Below are 15,584 nucleotides of genomic sequence, written 5' to 3' on the forward strand. Positions count from 1 at the left end.
GATATTTAATAACAAGGGCAGAGCGCTTATCTGGGTCTTATGAAACAGATTGCTTTTGCCCTTGCACTGACACTGGCCACACCCGCCGCCTGGGCTGCGGACAAGTTGCCGCTGTCGCAGATATCGAATTACCTGAATGGTCTGAAAACTGTCGAGACGACATTTACACAGGTCAATGATGATAGCTCACTGAGCACAGGAAAGCTGTGGATCGCACGGCCTGGAAAGATGCGGTTCGAATATGACCCGCCAGACAGCGCCGTTGTGTTGGCGCGCGCTGGCACCGTTCAGATATTCGATCCGAAATCCAATCAACCGCCCGAGCAGTATCCGTTAAAGCGAACACCTCTGTCTCTGGTTCTGGCACGGAATGTCGATCTGGGTCAGGCTAATATGGTGGTTGGGCATGACTTTGACGGAACGGCCACTGTCGTGACAGCACAGGACCCGAAAAACCCTGACTCCGGTCGAATTGAGTTGATGTTCACTGGCGATCCGGTTGAGCTGCGAAAATGGGTGATCCACGATAATGCAGGCGGACAGACAACGGTTCTGCTGGGTCAGCTTGAGACCGGAAAGAATCTAAGCAGCAACTTGTTCTCGAATAAGAACAGAAGCGGGTCAGGCAATCGCTGACCCGCTGTTTGTTCAGTAACGACAGCCTGACAGTTGCGCCTGGTACATCCGGGCGCGCGCATCCACATCATTGGCCACGTTCAGCAACCACGTCTTGCTGTAATGGCTGCCGCGGGCATAACCGGTATGGCCTTCATGATAGGCCAGATACTGATTGCGCGTGTCGCTTGGCTGGATGCCATTCCGCTCATAGCTTTTGTTCATGTACCAGCCGATGAAATCCGAAGCGTCCCGAATACGATCCCGCTTGGCCCGGCGTTTGCCGGTTTCGCGCTGATACTCATCCCATGTCCCGTCCAGCGCCTGGCTGAAGCCATAGGCGCTGCTCTGACGGCCCATCGGAATCACACCCAGAACATATTGATGGGGCGTTCGCGCATCGTGGCGATACCGGCTTTCCTGATAGATCGTTGCCATCTGAACGTGAACGGGGATTCCCCATTTCCGCTCGGTGCTTTTGAACGCCTTGATATATTCGGGCCGTTCACGCGCAATGCTGCATGCATCATTCAGCTTGCTGGGTGGCTGGTTGGAACCACCCCCGCAGGATGCCAAAAGCAGCACCCCGAAGAGTACGATAAGAATTCTGCTCATGTGCCTCGTGCCTTTTTTCTTCATTCTAGCGCAGATTGAGCGATTAGGAAATCACAATCGCTACAGAACAATAGCTAGAATTATAGGCAAAGCGCCGACGGACATCAGGGTTGAGACCATAACCAGCCCCGCAACCGCGTCAGAATCCGCCTCGAACCGTTCGGCTAGCAGGTATGAGGTTACGGCAACCGGCGTACACATCTGCACCACCAGAACGCCGAACGCGACGTTATCCAGATCAAACCCTTTTGCGATTGCCCATGCCAGGGCAAAACACACGACCAGTTTCAACGCCGATAGCCAGACCGCTTGCCCTAGCTTTCTGGTGGTCAGCCGCGCAATCGCAACACCAAGCGTGATCAGCATCATCGGAATCGCCATCTGTCCCAGCAGGTCCAGCGTATTGGTCACGAAGACAGGTGTTTGCCAGCCCTGCCACAGAAACAGCGCCCCCAGCAGAGTAGCCCAAACCATGGGTTCACGTGCTACCTTGCCGAAAGCGCCTTTTCCCGCCACCAGGTAGATCCCGTAAGTAAAGGAAAACAGGGCGGTAACGGCCAGAAATATCACCGCGAAACCCAAGCCTGCCTGCCCAAATGCGAAAATGGCCAGAGGCAGGCCCAGATTCCCCGTGTTGCCGAATATCAGCGGCGCCAGATAGGTGCGCCTTTCCAGCTTGCTGGCCCGGACAAATACGCCAAATGCGACCGCCAGCCCGACATGGCCTGTGATGGCGGCCAAAGTGAACCGGGTCAGCTCTCCGGGCGGGATCTGGGTTTGCATCAGGGCTACGAAAATCAGGCTGGGCACGGCGAGCGTCACCGCAAGGCGGGTCACAAATTGCAGCCTGAATTCAAAGCCAAGTTTGACCCAGGCAAACCCGATCCCCGCCAAGAGGAAGACCGGGGCCACGATTTCAAGCACTGTCAGTAAGAGGTTCACAGACTGTTTCCCATTATTTTAGATCAATGATTGGCATTCCTATGAGGAAACGGGTAGTAAGACCTTTGGGGGCAAACGTGATGCTAAAGACACAAGCAAAGTACCGGCTGGGCCAAGTCGTCCGCCACAAAAAACATCCCTTCCGAGGGGTGATTTTTGACGTGGACCCAGAGTTTTCAAATACCGAAGAATGGTATCAGGCCATTCCCGAAGACAGCAGGCCGATCAAAGATCAGCCGTTTTATCATCTGTTGGCGGAAAATGACCAATCCTTCTATGTTGCTTATGTTTCTGAACAAAATCTGATTGCTGACCAGTCCGGAGAACCGGTCGAGCATCCGGATATCCCCGATATGTTTGGTCCGTTTGAAAACGGCGCATATCCGTTGCATTTCCATTTGAACTAAAAATGGAAGCGCGGGTGAAACCGGGCCCATACTGTCAATAACCAAGCGCGCACCCATCTTTTCGCGGATCGCTTGCGCCTTGCAAAACGCCGCTCTTCTGGATTCGGATCGCTTGAGCCCCGCCAAGAGGTGTTTCTGAAATCAGAACTTTGTGGCCGATTTCAGATAATTGTTGCGCGACATTGCGCGGAATTCCGCGTTCCAGTTTCAAGACAGGTCCGTCTGCAAAGGCGCGCGGTGCGTCTATGGCCTGCTGCAGCGCAAACTCATCGTCAGTTAGCAGCGAGACCAGCTTTGCATGTCCTGTGGGCTGAAAGGCACCACCCATCACGCCGAAGGGCATCAGGATTTTGCCTTTCTGTTTCAACATGCCGGGAATGATCGTGTGCATCGGACGTTTGCCGCCGCCAAACTCGTTCGGATGGCCTGATTGCAACGTAAATCCAGACCCACGGTTTTGCAGCAGAATGCCGAATTTCTCAGAAGCGATACCGGATCCAAAGCTATGAAAGATCGAATAGATCAGCGATACCGCCATCCTGTCCCTGTCGACCACCGTGATATAAACAGTGTCCTTGTGGATGGCTTCGGTCAGTGGGGCAGCAGCGGGCATCGCTTGGTTTGGGTTGATAAGCTCTGCCAACCGATCGGCTGTTGTCTGGTCCCAAAACCTGTCTGCGTGTGTCGTATGATCCGGATCGGCGATGAATCTGTTGCGGGCATCGTAGGCGAGTTTTGAGGCTTCGGCCTCGATATGCAGACGCTCTGCGGATAGCGGATCCATGGATCCGAGGTCAAAGTTCTTGAGGATATTCAGCAGCAAAAGGGCGGTTGCACCTTGGCCATTGGGCGGATGTTCCAGCAGGTCCAAGCCACAATAGTGCCCTGCGACCGGAACTGTAGGTGTGGCAGCGGTCGCGTCCAGATCTTCGGCTGTGTGTACCCCGCCCATGGCCGTCAGGGTCGAGATAATATCTTCAGCGACCTCGCCCGCGTAAAACGCCTCTCGTCCGTATTTGGCGATTCTGCGCAGCACTTCTGCCTGCCCGGCGGACCGGAACATGTCTCCGGTCTTTGGAACGTCTCCTTTCAGCAGATAGTGGTTCCTGGCTGCCCCCTGCAACGTGTTAGCACCCGGGCCCCAATCAAAAGCCACACGTGGGGCGACCGGCACGCCCTGGTCTGCATAGCGGATGGCGGGTTGTAGGATGGCGTCCAGCCCTAGTTTGCCCTCGGTTTCGGCCAGCTGGCAGAACGCCTCGACTGCGCCGGGAATGGTGACCGCATCCGGTGTATTGAGCGGAACTGCAGTCAGTCCCTTATCGCGCAAGCTGCCAGCGTTGGCTGCTGCCGGTGCCCGGCCAGAGCCGTTGAGGGCCCGAACCTCATCTTCTCCGGCGCGGTTGTACAGAACAAAGCAATCTCCGCCCAGGCCGGTCATTTGTGGTTCGCAAAATCCCAAAAGCACTGCCCCGGCGATGGCTGCGTCCATCGCGTTGCCACCTTGCTGTAGGATGCCAAGGGCCGCTTGGGCTGCCAGCGGGTGAGATGTGGCGCACATCCCTTCGGTCGAAAAAACTTCGGATCTGCCTGGTGCCTGAAAATCCCGCATTGCGCTGCCTTCCCGTGTGATCGCGCAGAAGGTATCGCGCGTCCGGGTATTGTCCAGTCAAATCAAAGGGGAAGTTCCTCGGCATCGTTCACTGGGTGGGGGCTGTGACATACGACGCCGAGGGAAGCTATCTGAGCTACAGTTAAGACTTTGATCTTTGTTTGCGGCGCTACAATGGTTCGAAAAGGGCCTTATTGTGACGTTTTATAGCCCTAATCCGCGTCGAGAAAACTGAATCGCAGTGACAACCGGTTGCAGCCTTCGCTACGGTCATAGCGGATTTCACTGGTCAATTGGTGGATCAGAAACCATCCAAATCCCCCCTCGGGCAGGTCTTCACGTCTTTCCCCCAGAGGTGCAGGTGCACCTTCTGGTACGCGAAAGCCAGGAAGGGGATTGCCGGTATCCGAGATGAGGATTTCCAACCAGTTCTGATGCAGGCGGCAGTGTACCTTTACGCTGGCGGGCGTGGTTCCGGCATAGGCGTGTTCAACGACATTGTTAATGGCTTCGGCCAGGGCAATTCTGACATCAGCCGCTTTGTGTGAAGGCAGCCCTTTAGACGACAGTGCCTGGCTCAACTTGGCAATGCCAGAGCTTGCCTCGACCTCGGTCGCAGCGAAGCTCAAATCGAAACTGATGCCGTTACACATTAGCCTTGCGCCTGTTCAGTTTCTCCTTGTGTTCAATCCGGCGCACCGGACAGTGCGTCATCCATCGTTGGGTAAAGCTTGAACACTGTGTCCATGCGCGTAAGACGAAACACCTTTTCCACAAAAGGCTGAAGACCTGCCAGATCCAGGCGTCGTTCAGCCCCGAGTTGTTTCATGGCGGCGACAATGGCGCCCAAACCACTGGAATCGATGAATTCGACGCCGCTGAGGTCCAGAACCACACGCACAGCCCCACCTTCGGTTTCCGTGCGCATGTTTTCTTTGAACTGAATGGCCATTGCCGCATCAATCCGGTTGGATTGTACAGTAATTATTTGAATATTGTTGGTCGTAGTACTGGACAGGCCCATACGTGACGGTCCTTTAACTGAAATCGCTCGTAGAAATACGCTAGACGGGAATTCTTACCATTCGGTATCCATCGAATGACAAGAATTTAGGAGCGCCCAGATGAAGCAAGTTGTAATCGCCGGAGCAGCACGTACCCCGATGGGTGGATTTCAAGGAATGTTCGATGGTGTTTCTGCCGCCGATCTGGGCGGAGCCGCGATCCGGGCTGCGCTGCAGGGTGCCGGTGCTGATACGGTTGACGAAGTGCTGATGGGCTGCGTTCTGCCAGCCGGGCAGGGTCAGGCCCCTGCACGTCAGGCTGGGTTTGCAGCCGGTTTGGGCCAAGAGGTCCCGGCCACGACGCTCAACAAGATGTGCGGATCGGGGATGAAGGCTGCGATGATGGCCTTCGATCAGATCGCATTGGGCCATGCCAACACAATGATCGCAGGCGGGATGGAGAGTATGACGAACGCGCCCTACCTGTTGCCCAAAATGCGTGACGGTGCGCGCTTGGGGCACGCTCAGGTCGTCGACCACATGTTTCTGGACGGGCTGGAGGACGCCTACGACAAAGGTCGTCTGATGGGCACTTTCGCAGAAGACTGTGCCGAGGCGTTCCAGTTCACCCGCGAAGCGCAGGACGAGTACGCCCTGCAGTCCCTATCTAACGCGCTGGCCGCGCAGGACAGCGGCGCGTTCGACGGTGAAATCACTCCGGTAACCGTCCGCACAAGGAAAGGCGAGGTCACGCAGTCCGCGGACGAGCAGCCGAAAACCGCCCGCCCGGAAAAGATACCTTCGCTGAAACCGGCTTTTCGCAAGGGTGGAACGGTGACGGCGGCCAACGCGTCGTCGATCTCTGATGGGGCGGCAGCTCTGGTTCTGGCGTCAGCTAAAGCCGCCGAAGCGCAAGGTCTCACGGTTCGGGCGCGCATTCTGGGTCATTCCAGCCATGCACAGGCTCCGGGATTGTTCACGACTGCGCCAGTTCCCGCTGCGCAAAAGCTTTTGGCCAAAATCGGCTGGTCCAATGATGATGTGGATCTGTGGGAGGTAAACGAAGCCTTTGCCGTGGTGCCGATGGCATTCATGCATGAGATGGGTCTGACGCGTGACAAGGTAAATGTGAATGGTGGTGCATGCGCCCTGGGTCATCCTATCGGCGCTTCGGGGGCGCGTATCATGGTCACCCTGCTGAACGCGTTGGAAAAGCGGGATCTGAAACGCGGCGTGGCGGCGATCTGCATCGGTGGTGGAGAGGGCACTGCAATCGCGATTGAGCGCGTTTGACGCGGGGCCGATTCCACCATAGGTCCGGTGCTGTAGAACCTGTTTACAAGATCACTGACCGGACCCGCCCCCCATGACCGTTGATTACGATACGCTGACCAAGACAATCGTCGCCCTAACCGCAGGCGAGACAGATCAAGTTGCTCTGATGGCGACAATCGCCTGTGAAGTTCATCACGCCGATGATCGGTTTGACTGGACGGGGTTCTATCGCGTAACAGATCCGGGCATTTTGAAAATAGGCCCCTATCAGGGTGGTCACGGGTGTCTGGTTATTCCCTTCGGGCGCGGTGTCTGTGGTGCCGCGGCGCGGACCGGAAAGGTACAGTTGGTGGCGGATGTGCATGCGTTTCCAGGTCACATCGCCTGCGCCTCGTCTACGCAGTCCGAACTGGTGCTTCCGGTGCGCAATGCCTCGGGCGAGGTCATCGCGGTTTTTGACATCGACAGTGACCAGCCGGATGCGTTCACGGATGAGGACGCAGAAAAGCTGTCTGCCATATTGTCAAAGGCGTTTTCGGGCGAGTAAAGAGGGGCCTGACGCAAAATCGGCCCGTCTGTTAGACTGGAATGGACACTAATTGCGACTGGCCAAGGCATGATCCCGGACCAATTCACCACAGAGCGGCTTGCCGTCTGCCACTGGCAAGTGGAAGTCTCTGAAGCTGGTCGCCTTTCAGCGTTGACGGCCGAGTTGGCAGCCGTCCTGACACCAGCGGTTCTTGAGCCCCTGCCGCCTTCGATGCAGGTCGAAGAAACGCCCAGCGGGATGACCGACTGGATCGCGGCACGCAAGACCGAAAGCGATGTTCTTCTTGTTCGGCTAAGGCAAAATAATCAGCTGATCGGACTGCTGATACTGGCCTCAGAACCCGAAGATCAGGCCGCACCAACCATCCACCTTGGATATCTGTTTGCCGAACGAGCCTGGGGCTGTGGCTATGCAACCGAACTTGTGTCCGGCTTTATCCCGGCCTGCGGCACGGGTCGCGCCATTCGGGTTTTGGCCGGGGTCGAGCACAGCAATCCCGCCTCTGCTCGTGTGCTACAGAAATCGGGGTTCACGCGATCCTCAGGTCACTCCACCGACGATACCGATATGTATGTCTGCGACATTTCCTAGATCCCATCGGGATCTTACGTGGCCTGCGGATCAAGCCAACTACAGAATGTCAGGCAGAATTTCCGTGATTAGGAAATATGCCAGCCCGACCTGAGTCGCAAAGATCGCAAACAGCGACAGGGAAAACCGGCCTTTTCGGGACTTGTGATTGAAAATCCAACGCCCGACCAGGGCACCGGGACTGCCGCCCAGTGCAGCCAGCCACAATAGCCTGCGTTCCGAAACCCGGCTTTTTCTGCGTCTGGCGCGCAGTTTGTCCCAGCCAAAGGCCAACAAAGTCAGGCCGTTGATGACCCACAGGTATATAACCGCAATCCACATAGCTGACGGATAGCTAAATGCGTCGATTTTCCCAAGTGAAAAAATGCTTGGAATTTTCACCGATTCGCGGCATCGTGAAAAACACGAGGAAAATTTCACCAGATATCGGAGAGTTCGGTGAATAGCCAAGCCCCCCACAGTGCAACGCTCGGAGCCGACATTCGCGCATTGCGTAAGGCGCGTGGGTTGACGCTGACCGAGATCGCAGAGCGGTTGAACCGGTCGGTCGGATGGCTCAGCCAGGTTGAACGCGACAAGTCCGAACCGTCAATTTCAGACCTGCGTCAGATCGCGGAATGTCTGGGTGTGCCGATGTCCATGCTGTTCGCCCATTCTGCCGCCCCCGCCAATGAACAAGGCTATGTCGTGCGCGCCGGGTCGCGCCGCCCTATGGGGTCGGGCGAAGAAGGTCTGATCGAGGAACTGCTGTCACCCGATCTGACTGACGATTTTGAGATGGTGCATTCCACCTTTAAGCCGCATTCCAAGATGCAGAACCCGGCGGACCGCCCCACGCAAGAGGTTGGCTATGTGATTTCCGGTCAGTTGAATCTGACCATCGGCGCGCAAAGCTTTTCGGTTGGGCCCGGTGACAGTTTTCGGATCAAGAACGAACCCTATATTTGGGCGAACCCTCATGATGAGCCTGCTGTGGTCATCTGGGTCATCGCACCTCCGGTGTACTGATGAGTTTCGAGGCCTGGACCATATTCGCGCTGTTCTGGGTGGTGTTTGTAACTACACCGGGGCCTAACGCGGTGAACTGTATCTCGAACGGGATGAGCCTGCCCTTCGCAAAAGCGATGCTGGGTGTCTTGGCGATCCTGACCCAAGCCAGCGCCTTTTTGGTTTTGTCGGCACTTGGGGTGACGGCCTTGATCGCGGCCTCACCCACTGGATTCTTCATCGCCAAGCTGGTGGGCGCAGGGTTTCTGATCTGGCTGGGTGTCCGAGGCTGGAAGGCTGCAGCAAATCCCGCCCCTATTTCCGAACGCCCTGCACGGCATGTCTATCTGCACGCGCTGGCCGTCGCGACAATCAACCCCAAAAGCGTCGCGGGTTATCTTGCTGCATTCTCGCAATTCGTGCAGCCGGATGTGCCGATCTGGGAGCAAATGTTGGTCATCATGCCAACGGCGCTGATCATCACAACGCTCAGCTACATCGGGTTCACTCTTCTAGGTGCGCTTATGGGGCGGGCCGCGCTGGGGGCCGTGTTCAACATCTGGGTGCGCCGGGTCATGGCCACCTGTTTCATCATTTATGGCGTGTTGCTGGGCACCACCAGCGCGCCAGCAGCAAGGGGATAAGCGAAATGCATACAGGTTCCTGTCTGTGCGGCTCGGTTGCGTTCAAGATCGAAGGCGATCTTCCTGCCGCCTCGGCCTGCCATTGCGGTCAATGCCGCAAACAGTCGGGTCATGTCTGGGCCTCGACCTCGGCCCATCAAGACGACATCACCTTCACCGCCAGCGATACGCTGAGCTGGTTTCGTGCTTCCGACATCGCCCGACGGGGATTTTGCAACGCCTGCGGCTCTTACCTGTTCTGGCAGCATAAGGACGAAGACCGGATTGCCATTGCTATGGGGGCGCTGGATGCACCCACCGGACTGACCCTCGCCCGCCATATCTTTGTGGCCGACAAGGGCGACTATTACAACATCACGGACGATCTGCCTCAAGAGGCACAGTAACAGGGACTGAAAGACATGAGTGATTTTCCGACAAAAGCCCGCGTGGTTATTATCGGTGGCGGAGTGGTGGGGACATCGTCCCTGTATCATCTGGCCAAAAAGGGCTGGACCGATTGTGTTCTGCTGGAGAAAAACGAGCTGACCGCCGGGTCGACCTGGCATGCAGCTGGCAACGTGCCGACCTTTTCGACCTCTTGGGCGATCATGAACATGCAGCGCTATTCGACCGAGCTTTATGCGCGGCTGGGTGAAGAGGTCGACTATCCGATGAACTATCACCAGTCCGGCTCAATCCGGTTGGCCCATTCGAAAGAGCGGGTGCAGGAGTTCGAGCGGGCAATGGCGATGGGCCGTTATCAGGGCATCGAGATGGAGATGTGGTCACCCGAACAGGCCAAAGAGCATTACCCGTTCCTGGAAACTCATGACCTTGAAGGTGTTCTGTTCGACCCGACCGATGGCGATATCGACCCGGCGCAGCTGACCCAGGCACTGGCCAAGGGTGCGCGCGACATGGGGGCGAAGATCCTGCGTTTCTGCCCGGCCACGGGTGTGACCCAGAAGGAAGACAAGACCTGGATCGTGCATACTGACAAGGGCGATATCGAAGCGGACCACGTGGTCAATGCCGCCGGGTATTACGCCCAGCGTGTGGGTGAATGGTTCAAACCCTTCGGCGGTCGCACCGTTCCGGCCATGGTGATGAGCCACCAGTACCTGCTGACCGACGAAGTGCCCGAGATCGAGGAATGGTCTAAGGCCAATGGCGGTAAAAAGCTGCCGCTGCTGCGCGACGTGGATATCTCGTATTACCTTCGGCAGGAGAAGAACGGATTCAACCTCGGCCCCTATGAGCCCAACTGCAAGGGCCACTGGATGACCGAGGATGATCCGATGCCCGAGGATTTCAGTTTCCAGCTATGGAATGATGATCTGGACCGGATCGAAGACATCGTCACCGACGCGATGGAGCGGGTGCCGCTGATGGGGACCTCGGGAGTGGGCCGGGTGATCAACGGGCCCATCCCCTACGCGCCGGACGGGCTGCCGCTGGTTGGCCCGATGCCGGGCGTGGCCAACGCGTTTGAGGCGCATACTTTTACCTTCGGCATCGCGCAGGGCGGTGGTGCCGGCAAGGTGCTGGCCGAATGGATCGTCGATGGTGCAACTGAGTGGGATATGTGGGCCGTCGATCCGCGCCGTTACACCGATTACACCGATCAGGATTACTGCAACCAGAAGGGGCTTGAGGTCTATGGCAACGAATACGCCATGCATTTCCCGCACCATGAATGGCCCGCCGCGCGCGACAAAAAGCTGTCGCCTGTCCACACCAAGGTCAAGGAATTGGGTGGCGTGATGGGGCCCTATAACGGCTGGGAACGCGCCAACTGGTTTGCGCAACCGGGCGACGATACCTCTGAAGAAGCGACCCATACCTGGGGCCGTTCGGGGCCATGGGAGAAGCGGATCAAGGAAGAGTGCGAGGCTGTCCGTGATCATTGCGGCGTATTGGACTTGCCCGGATTTTCGCGTTTCATCGTAAAAGGTGAGGGTGCCGCCGAGGCGCTGCGGTCGCTGGTCACCGGCGGTTTGCCCAAGGTGGGTCGCATCAACCTGGTCTATATCTCAGATGGTCGCGGCCGGATCCTGACCGAAATGTCCTGTATCCGCCTCGGCGATGACGAGTTCGTCATGATTACGGCCGCTACAGCGCAATGGCATGACCGCGATATCCTGACCGAGGCAATGCCCACTGGCGTCACCGTCGAGGATGTCACCACCACTCGTGACACGCTGATCGTGACAGGTCCAAAATCGCGCGACATTCTGGCGGGGCTGAGCGATGCGGACCTGTCCAGCGGCTGGCTGACCCATCAATCCGCTACCGTCGCAGGCCAGCCCGCCTTCCTGATCCGCGTCTCGTTTGCAGGAGAACTTGGCTGGGAGGTTCACGCGCTGAACGACCATATGCCGGCGATCTATGGCTCGATCCTTGACGCTGGTGCCAAACCGTTCGGGATGTACGCCCTGAACTCTCTGCGCATTGAAAAGGGTTATCGGGCTTGGAAAGGCGATCTGTCCACTGATTACTCTCTGTTGGAAGGCGGGTTGGAACGGTTCGTCAAACTTGACAAACCGCAGGACTTCCCCGGCAAGGCCGCGATCCTGAACGAAAAGCAGCAGGGCGTGAAAAAGGCGTTTGCCACCATGCTGGTCGATGCTGGTGACGCGGACGCACCCTACATGTCCTGTATCTGGCACAACGGCGAGATCGTTGGCGAAACCACCTCGGGCGCTTGGGGGTATCGCGTTGGCCAATCCATTGCGCTGGGCATGATCCGTCCCGAATTGGCGGTGGCAGGTACCGAGCTTGAGGTTGAAATCTTCGGTGAAAAGCGGCGCGCCGTGGTACAGGACGATAAACCGCTCTGGGATCCAGAAAACGAGCGGCTGCGCGCCTGATCGCCCGAAGGAGACCTGCATGAGCACGCGTTATTCAAAACTGGGGCCCGGAGAGGGCCTCAATTACGACTGGGAAAATGACCACACATTTGTGAAGGTTTCGACCCGGGATACTGATGGCGCCTATACGCTCATGGAAGACAATCTGAAGGCCAGCTTTGCACTTGGCCTTCATCGCCATGAAACCCATGCCGAAAGCTTCTATTTTCTGGAAGGCGAAGTGGACTTCTACGTTGATGGCGACTGGCATCGCTGTGGGCCGGGCAGCACGATGCATGTGCCGCCCGGTATGCCGCATGCCTGCCGCGTTGCTGGTAAAGCACCAGCCAAGATGCTGATGATTTTCCAGCCTGCCGGTTTTGACGGCTTCCTTGCTGAGCTGGCCAAGATGACCGAGGCGGACTTCGCCGATGAGGTGAAAATGGCCGAATTGAACGCGCGGTATGACATTGTCCCGATGGGCTCTGTGCCGCCTCATCCCGATGACGAGGTTTGATCATGACACTGCCTAAAACGATGTCCGGTGTATTCCTGACCTGTCACGGCGGGCCCGAGGCGCTGGAATGGCGTGACGATATACCCGTCCCAACCCCTGCGCCGGGGCAGGTTCTGGTCCGTGTGGCCGCAGCCGGGGTGAACAACACCGATATCAACACCCGTATCGGCTGGTATTCCTCGGACGTGACCGGCGCCACAGATGCCGTGGATCAAGAGGTCGAAGCCGGAGGCTGGGGCGGCGCGTTGAACTTCCCGCGCATTCAGGGCGGCGACCTTTGCGGCATCGTCGAAATCGCGGGGCCCGAGACTGGGTTCACCTCGGGCCAGCGCGTGACCTGTCCGATCAACCTGCCACGTCCGCGACCGGGCAACCCGACAGGCTTCATCGTGCTTGGGTCCGAGATTGACGGCGCCTTTGCGCAATATTGTTTGGTGCAGGCCGATGACCTTTACGATGTCAGCGCCTCACCCCTGTCCGACATTGAAATCGCTGCCATCCCCTGCGCCTTTGGAACCGCCGAGGCTATGCTGACCCGATCCGGTGTGACTGCCGGGCAAAAGGTGCTGATCACCGGCGCATCCGGTGGCGTCGGCCTTGCCGCTGTGCAACTGGCGGCGCTGCGCGGTGCCTCGGTTTGGGGCGTGACCGGTGCGGCCAAGGCCGAAGCGGTGAAAAGCCAGGGCGCGACCGCCACGTTCAAACGGGATGCGTCGCTGCCCACCGACATGTTCGACGTGGTCATTGACGTGGTGGGCGGGCCTGCATGGGCTGATCTGATCCTGGCGCTGAAACCGGGCGGTCACTATGCCGTTGCGGGTGCGATTGCTGGCCCGATTGTTCAAGCCGATCTGCGGGATATCTATCTGCGCGACATTACCATTCACGGCAGCACCCATCAGCCGTTTGAGGTCTTCGGTCGCCTGGTCGAACTGATGAATGCGGGGCGGATCAAGCCCCTGATTTCAAAAACTTATCCGCTGAAAGACATTGCGACGGCGCAAGAGGATTTTCAGTCAAAGATGTTTCCGGGAAAACTGGTTCTGGTTCCCTGAGGAGGTTCATCAATGGCAGACATAACCCTTCTGGATGGGTCTATCGGACAGGAACTGGTCAAACGCAGCGGTGATGCGCCGACGCCTTTGTGGTCGACCCGGGTGATGATGGACCATCCCGAGTTGGTCGGGGATGTGCATGCGGATTATTTCTCACGCGGTGCAACTGTGGCCACGACAAATACCTATGCTGTTCACCGGTCGCGTCTGGACCGTGTCGGCTTGGGTGATCAGCTGCCAGATCTGATCGAGTCGGCCCTGTCGCAGGCCGAGCGTGCGCGCCCCGCGGGTAGGCGCATCGCTGGGGCTTTGGGTCCGCTTCTCGCCTCTTACCGGCCGGACCTGAATCCAGAGGTCGAAGAGGCGGCAGAGAAATTCGCCGAACTGGTGACGATGATGACAGATCGCGTTGACCTGTTCCTGATCGAAACCGTGTCGTCGCTGCAAGAGGCCGAAGGCGCATTGCGCGGGATGGAGCAGACAGACAAACCGGTCTGGCTGGCGCTGTCCGTGATGGATGATGATGGGACGCGGCTTCGGTCGGGTGAGCCATTGTCGGGAATAGCATCTTTGGTTGATCGCTTTACGCCTGAGGCCGTGCTGATCAACTGCTCGCGCCCCGAGGCGGTGCCCGCTGCGCTGAATATTATCGCCACCTTCGGGCGTCCGTTTGGAGCATATGCCAATGGCTTCACCGGGATTACCCAGGAATTTCTACAAGACGTCCCAACCGTTGATGCGCTGCAACAGCGCCACGACCTTGGGCCGGATGAATATGCTGATCAGGCGATGGGGTGGGTGGCGCAGGGTGCAACTATCATCGGCGGATGCTGCGAAGTCGGTCCCGATCACATTCAGCGACTGGCAGATCGGCTGTGCGCTGCTGGCCACAGCCTCGTCTGAAGGGGGTAAAGATGCGGCAACGACCAGATAGCTTGACCGACAAGGCGCAGACACATTTCGATGTTCTGGTCGCGCCGGGCTATGTGCTGTTGGAGCTTGCCGCATTGATTGAGGTTCTGAGGCTGGCCAACCGCGTCTGCCCCAACCCGCCCTTCAGCTTTACCTATCGGTCTCTGAAAGGTGGGCCCGTTGCCAGCAGCAGCGATGCGACGGTCCAAACGGAACCTGTATCAACCCATCCGAAGGCGGATTATCTGTTTGTGATCGGAAATTCCGACCCTGACCACCCCGATCTGTCCATCGGACGGGTTGTATCGGACTATACGTTCCGAGGCGCTCAGGTCTTTTTGCTGGCCGAAGCTGCCAGCCGCTATATTGACGAATTCGGCTCCGCAGACATGGCGACCCATTGGGAAAACGCCTCTTTCCTGAGTGAACGCGGGGCCCGGTTCGAGGCGAAGCTGTCGATAGCCACAGAACAGGGCCAGGTCGTGACCTGCGCAGGGATGGAGGCGACAACCGATATTGCTTTGTCCGTGATCGGACGCCACATCTCGGGGCCTGCCAAGATGACGGTGGCCAATATCATGCTGCACGAAAACATCCGCGACTTTTCATCGATGCAGCCTTTCTCGGGGGCGCAACTGACAGCAACTGGGGACGCCAAGCTGGATCAATGTATCAAGCTGATGCAGGCCAATATCGAAGACCCCTTACCCATCCAGCAAATTGTCGAGGCGTTAAATCTTTCGAACCGATCGCTTGAGCGAAAATTCAAAGCTTTCTTTGGCACCAGTCCAAACGGTTTCTATCGCGAGATGCGGCTGGCGAAGGCTAACAACCTGCTGCTGAACACCACGATGAGCGTTCGGGAAATAGGTCTGGCCTGCGGCTTTCCGAACGGTTTCTCATCGGTCTACAAAAGCTTTTTCGGGGTCACGCCCTTTGTTCTGAGGCGCGAAAGACGGGCTGCGTCACATAGGTGAAAATCGCCTATAACATGACGCTTTTGGTGCATTTATTGTCGATCTTCCAT

At 57.5% G+C, this 15,584-nt stretch carries 19 protein-coding genes; 13 read left to right on the top strand and 6 right to left on the bottom strand.

All coding sequences use genetic code 11. From position 1 onward, the window contains the following. Positions 1-39 precede the first annotated feature (39 nt). Positions 40-636 carry a LolA family protein gene (locus AC2FH9_RS14445; protein ID WP_496872005.1) on the top strand — a complete coding sequence of 199 codons (597 nt, stop codon included), beginning with the start codon at positions 40-42 and terminating at the stop codon, positions 634-636. A gap of 12 nt (positions 637-648) precedes the next feature. Here the strand turns inward: AC2FH9_RS14445 and AC2FH9_RS14450 are convergent, their stop codons facing one another. Together AC2FH9_RS14450 and AC2FH9_RS14455 are read right to left on the bottom strand one after the other, a co-directional pair. Continuing rightward, on the bottom strand, positions 649-1,230 hold the full coding sequence (locus tag AC2FH9_RS14450) for a transglycosylase SLT domain-containing protein (RefSeq protein WP_282021966.1): 582 nt from the start codon (positions 1,228-1,230) through the stop codon (positions 649-651). A gap of 60 nt (positions 1,231-1,290) precedes the next feature. Continuing rightward, positions 1,291-2,172, bottom strand: coding sequence for an AEC family transporter (locus AC2FH9_RS14455; RefSeq protein ID WP_496750372.1), 882 nt, complete (start codon positions 2,170-2,172; stop codon positions 1,291-1,293). Between the two features lie 80 nt (positions 2,173-2,252). On the opposite strand from AC2FH9_RS14455, the gene hspQ reads away from it, so the two are divergent. Then, a complete protein-coding gene (gene hspQ, locus AC2FH9_RS14460; RefSeq protein WP_142637073.1) occupies positions 2,253-2,579 on the top strand; it encodes a heat shock protein HspQ in 327 nt (108 codons plus the stop codon). A gap of 34 nt (positions 2,580-2,613) precedes the next feature. On the opposite strand, the gene AC2FH9_RS14465 is transcribed toward hspQ, so the two are convergent. The 3 genes from AC2FH9_RS14465 to AC2FH9_RS14475 all read right to left on the bottom strand — a co-directional run bounded on the left by AC2FH9_RS14465 (position 2,614) and on the right by AC2FH9_RS14475 (position 5,215). Then, positions 2,614-4,191, bottom strand: a complete 1,578-nt coding sequence (locus tag AC2FH9_RS14465; RefSeq protein WP_496872006.1) for a gamma-glutamyltransferase family protein — start codon at positions 4,189-4,191, stop codon at positions 2,614-2,616. A 212-nt stretch (positions 4,192-4,403) separates the two neighbouring features. Further along, positions 4,404-4,844, bottom strand: coding sequence for an ATP-binding protein (locus tag AC2FH9_RS14470; protein ID WP_496692511.1), 441 nt, complete (start codon positions 4,842-4,844; stop codon positions 4,404-4,406). A 32-nt stretch (positions 4,845-4,876) separates the two neighbouring features. After that, positions 4,877-5,215: an STAS domain-containing protein gene (locus tag AC2FH9_RS14475; RefSeq protein WP_142637067.1), complete on the bottom strand. Its 339-nt coding sequence runs from the start codon at positions 5,213-5,215 to the stop codon at positions 4,877-4,879. A gap of 100 nt (positions 5,216-5,315) precedes the next feature. Here AC2FH9_RS14475 and AC2FH9_RS14480 point away from each other — a divergent pair, with 100 nt between their 5' ends. The 3 genes from AC2FH9_RS14480 (at position 5,316) to AC2FH9_RS14490 (ending at position 7,611) form a co-directional block, all read left to right on the top strand. Continuing rightward, on the top strand, positions 5,316-6,488 hold the full coding sequence (locus tag AC2FH9_RS14480) for a thiolase family protein (RefSeq protein ID WP_496872008.1): 1,173 nt from the start codon (positions 5,316-5,318) through the stop codon (positions 6,486-6,488). A gap of 73 nt (positions 6,489-6,561) precedes the next feature. Further along, positions 6,562-7,017 carry a GAF domain-containing protein gene (locus AC2FH9_RS14485; RefSeq protein ID WP_496692509.1) on the top strand — a complete coding sequence of 152 codons (456 nt, stop codon included), beginning with the start codon at positions 6,562-6,564 and terminating at the stop codon, positions 7,015-7,017. 69 nt (positions 7,018-7,086) lie between these two features. Beyond that, the gene (locus AC2FH9_RS14490; RefSeq protein ID WP_496872009.1) at positions 7,087-7,611 is read left to right on the top strand and encodes a GNAT family N-acetyltransferase; all 525 of its coding nucleotides are present in this window, start codon (positions 7,087-7,089) and stop codon (positions 7,609-7,611) included. Between the two features lie 39 nt (positions 7,612-7,650). Here the strand turns inward: AC2FH9_RS14490 and AC2FH9_RS14495 are convergent, their stop codons facing one another. Then, positions 7,651-7,932 (bottom strand): DUF1294 domain-containing protein, encoded by a 282-nt coding sequence (locus tag AC2FH9_RS14495; protein ID WP_496702681.1) that lies wholly within the window; start codon positions 7,930-7,932, stop codon positions 7,651-7,653. Positions 7,933-8,049: 117 nt separating this feature from the next. Here AC2FH9_RS14495 and AC2FH9_RS14500 point away from each other — a divergent pair, with 117 nt between their 5' ends. From AC2FH9_RS14500 to AC2FH9_RS14535, 8 genes are read left to right on the top strand one after another with little or no spacing between them, the layout of a single operon-like run. Beyond that, on the top strand, positions 8,050-8,619 hold the full coding sequence (locus AC2FH9_RS14500) for a helix-turn-helix domain-containing protein (protein ID WP_281973073.1): 570 nt from the start codon (positions 8,050-8,052) through the stop codon (positions 8,617-8,619). Further along, complete coding sequence (locus AC2FH9_RS14505; protein ID WP_281973074.1) at positions 8,619-9,242, top strand: LysE family translocator; 624 nt, start codon at positions 8,619-8,621, stop codon at positions 9,240-9,242. The genes AC2FH9_RS14500 and AC2FH9_RS14505 overlap by 1 nt, the downstream gene beginning before the upstream one ends. Before the next feature lie 5 nt (positions 9,243-9,247). Continuing rightward, entirely contained in the window at positions 9,248-9,628 is a 381-nt protein-coding gene (locus AC2FH9_RS14510) for a GFA family protein (protein ID WP_496697623.1), read from the top strand. A 15-nt stretch (positions 9,629-9,643) separates the two neighbouring features. After that, entirely contained in the window at positions 9,644-12,094 is a 2,451-nt protein-coding gene (locus AC2FH9_RS14515) for a GcvT family protein (RefSeq protein WP_496872012.1), read from the top strand. Positions 12,095-12,113: 19 nt separating this feature from the next. Then, on the top strand, positions 12,114-12,590 hold the full coding sequence (locus tag AC2FH9_RS14520; protein ID WP_281973075.1) for a cupin domain-containing protein: 477 nt from the start codon (positions 12,114-12,116) through the stop codon (positions 12,588-12,590). A gap of 2 nt (positions 12,591-12,592) precedes the next feature. Further along, positions 12,593-13,645, top strand: coding sequence for an alcohol dehydrogenase family protein (locus AC2FH9_RS14525; protein ID WP_496872015.1), 1,053 nt, complete (start codon positions 12,593-12,595; stop codon positions 13,643-13,645). A 12-nt stretch (positions 13,646-13,657) separates the two neighbouring features. Further along, positions 13,658-14,548, top strand: a complete 891-nt coding sequence (locus tag AC2FH9_RS14530; protein ID WP_496872016.1) for a homocysteine S-methyltransferase family protein — start codon at positions 13,658-13,660, stop codon at positions 14,546-14,548. Positions 14,549-14,559: 11 nt separating this feature from the next. After that, on the top strand, positions 14,560-15,534 hold the full coding sequence (locus tag AC2FH9_RS14535) for a GlxA family transcriptional regulator (RefSeq protein ID WP_496703330.1): 975 nt from the start codon (positions 14,560-14,562) through the stop codon (positions 15,532-15,534). Positions 15,535-15,584: the final 50 nt, after the last annotated feature.

The sequence above is a fragment of the Ruegeria sp. CDSC081 genome, from assembly GCF_059610485.1.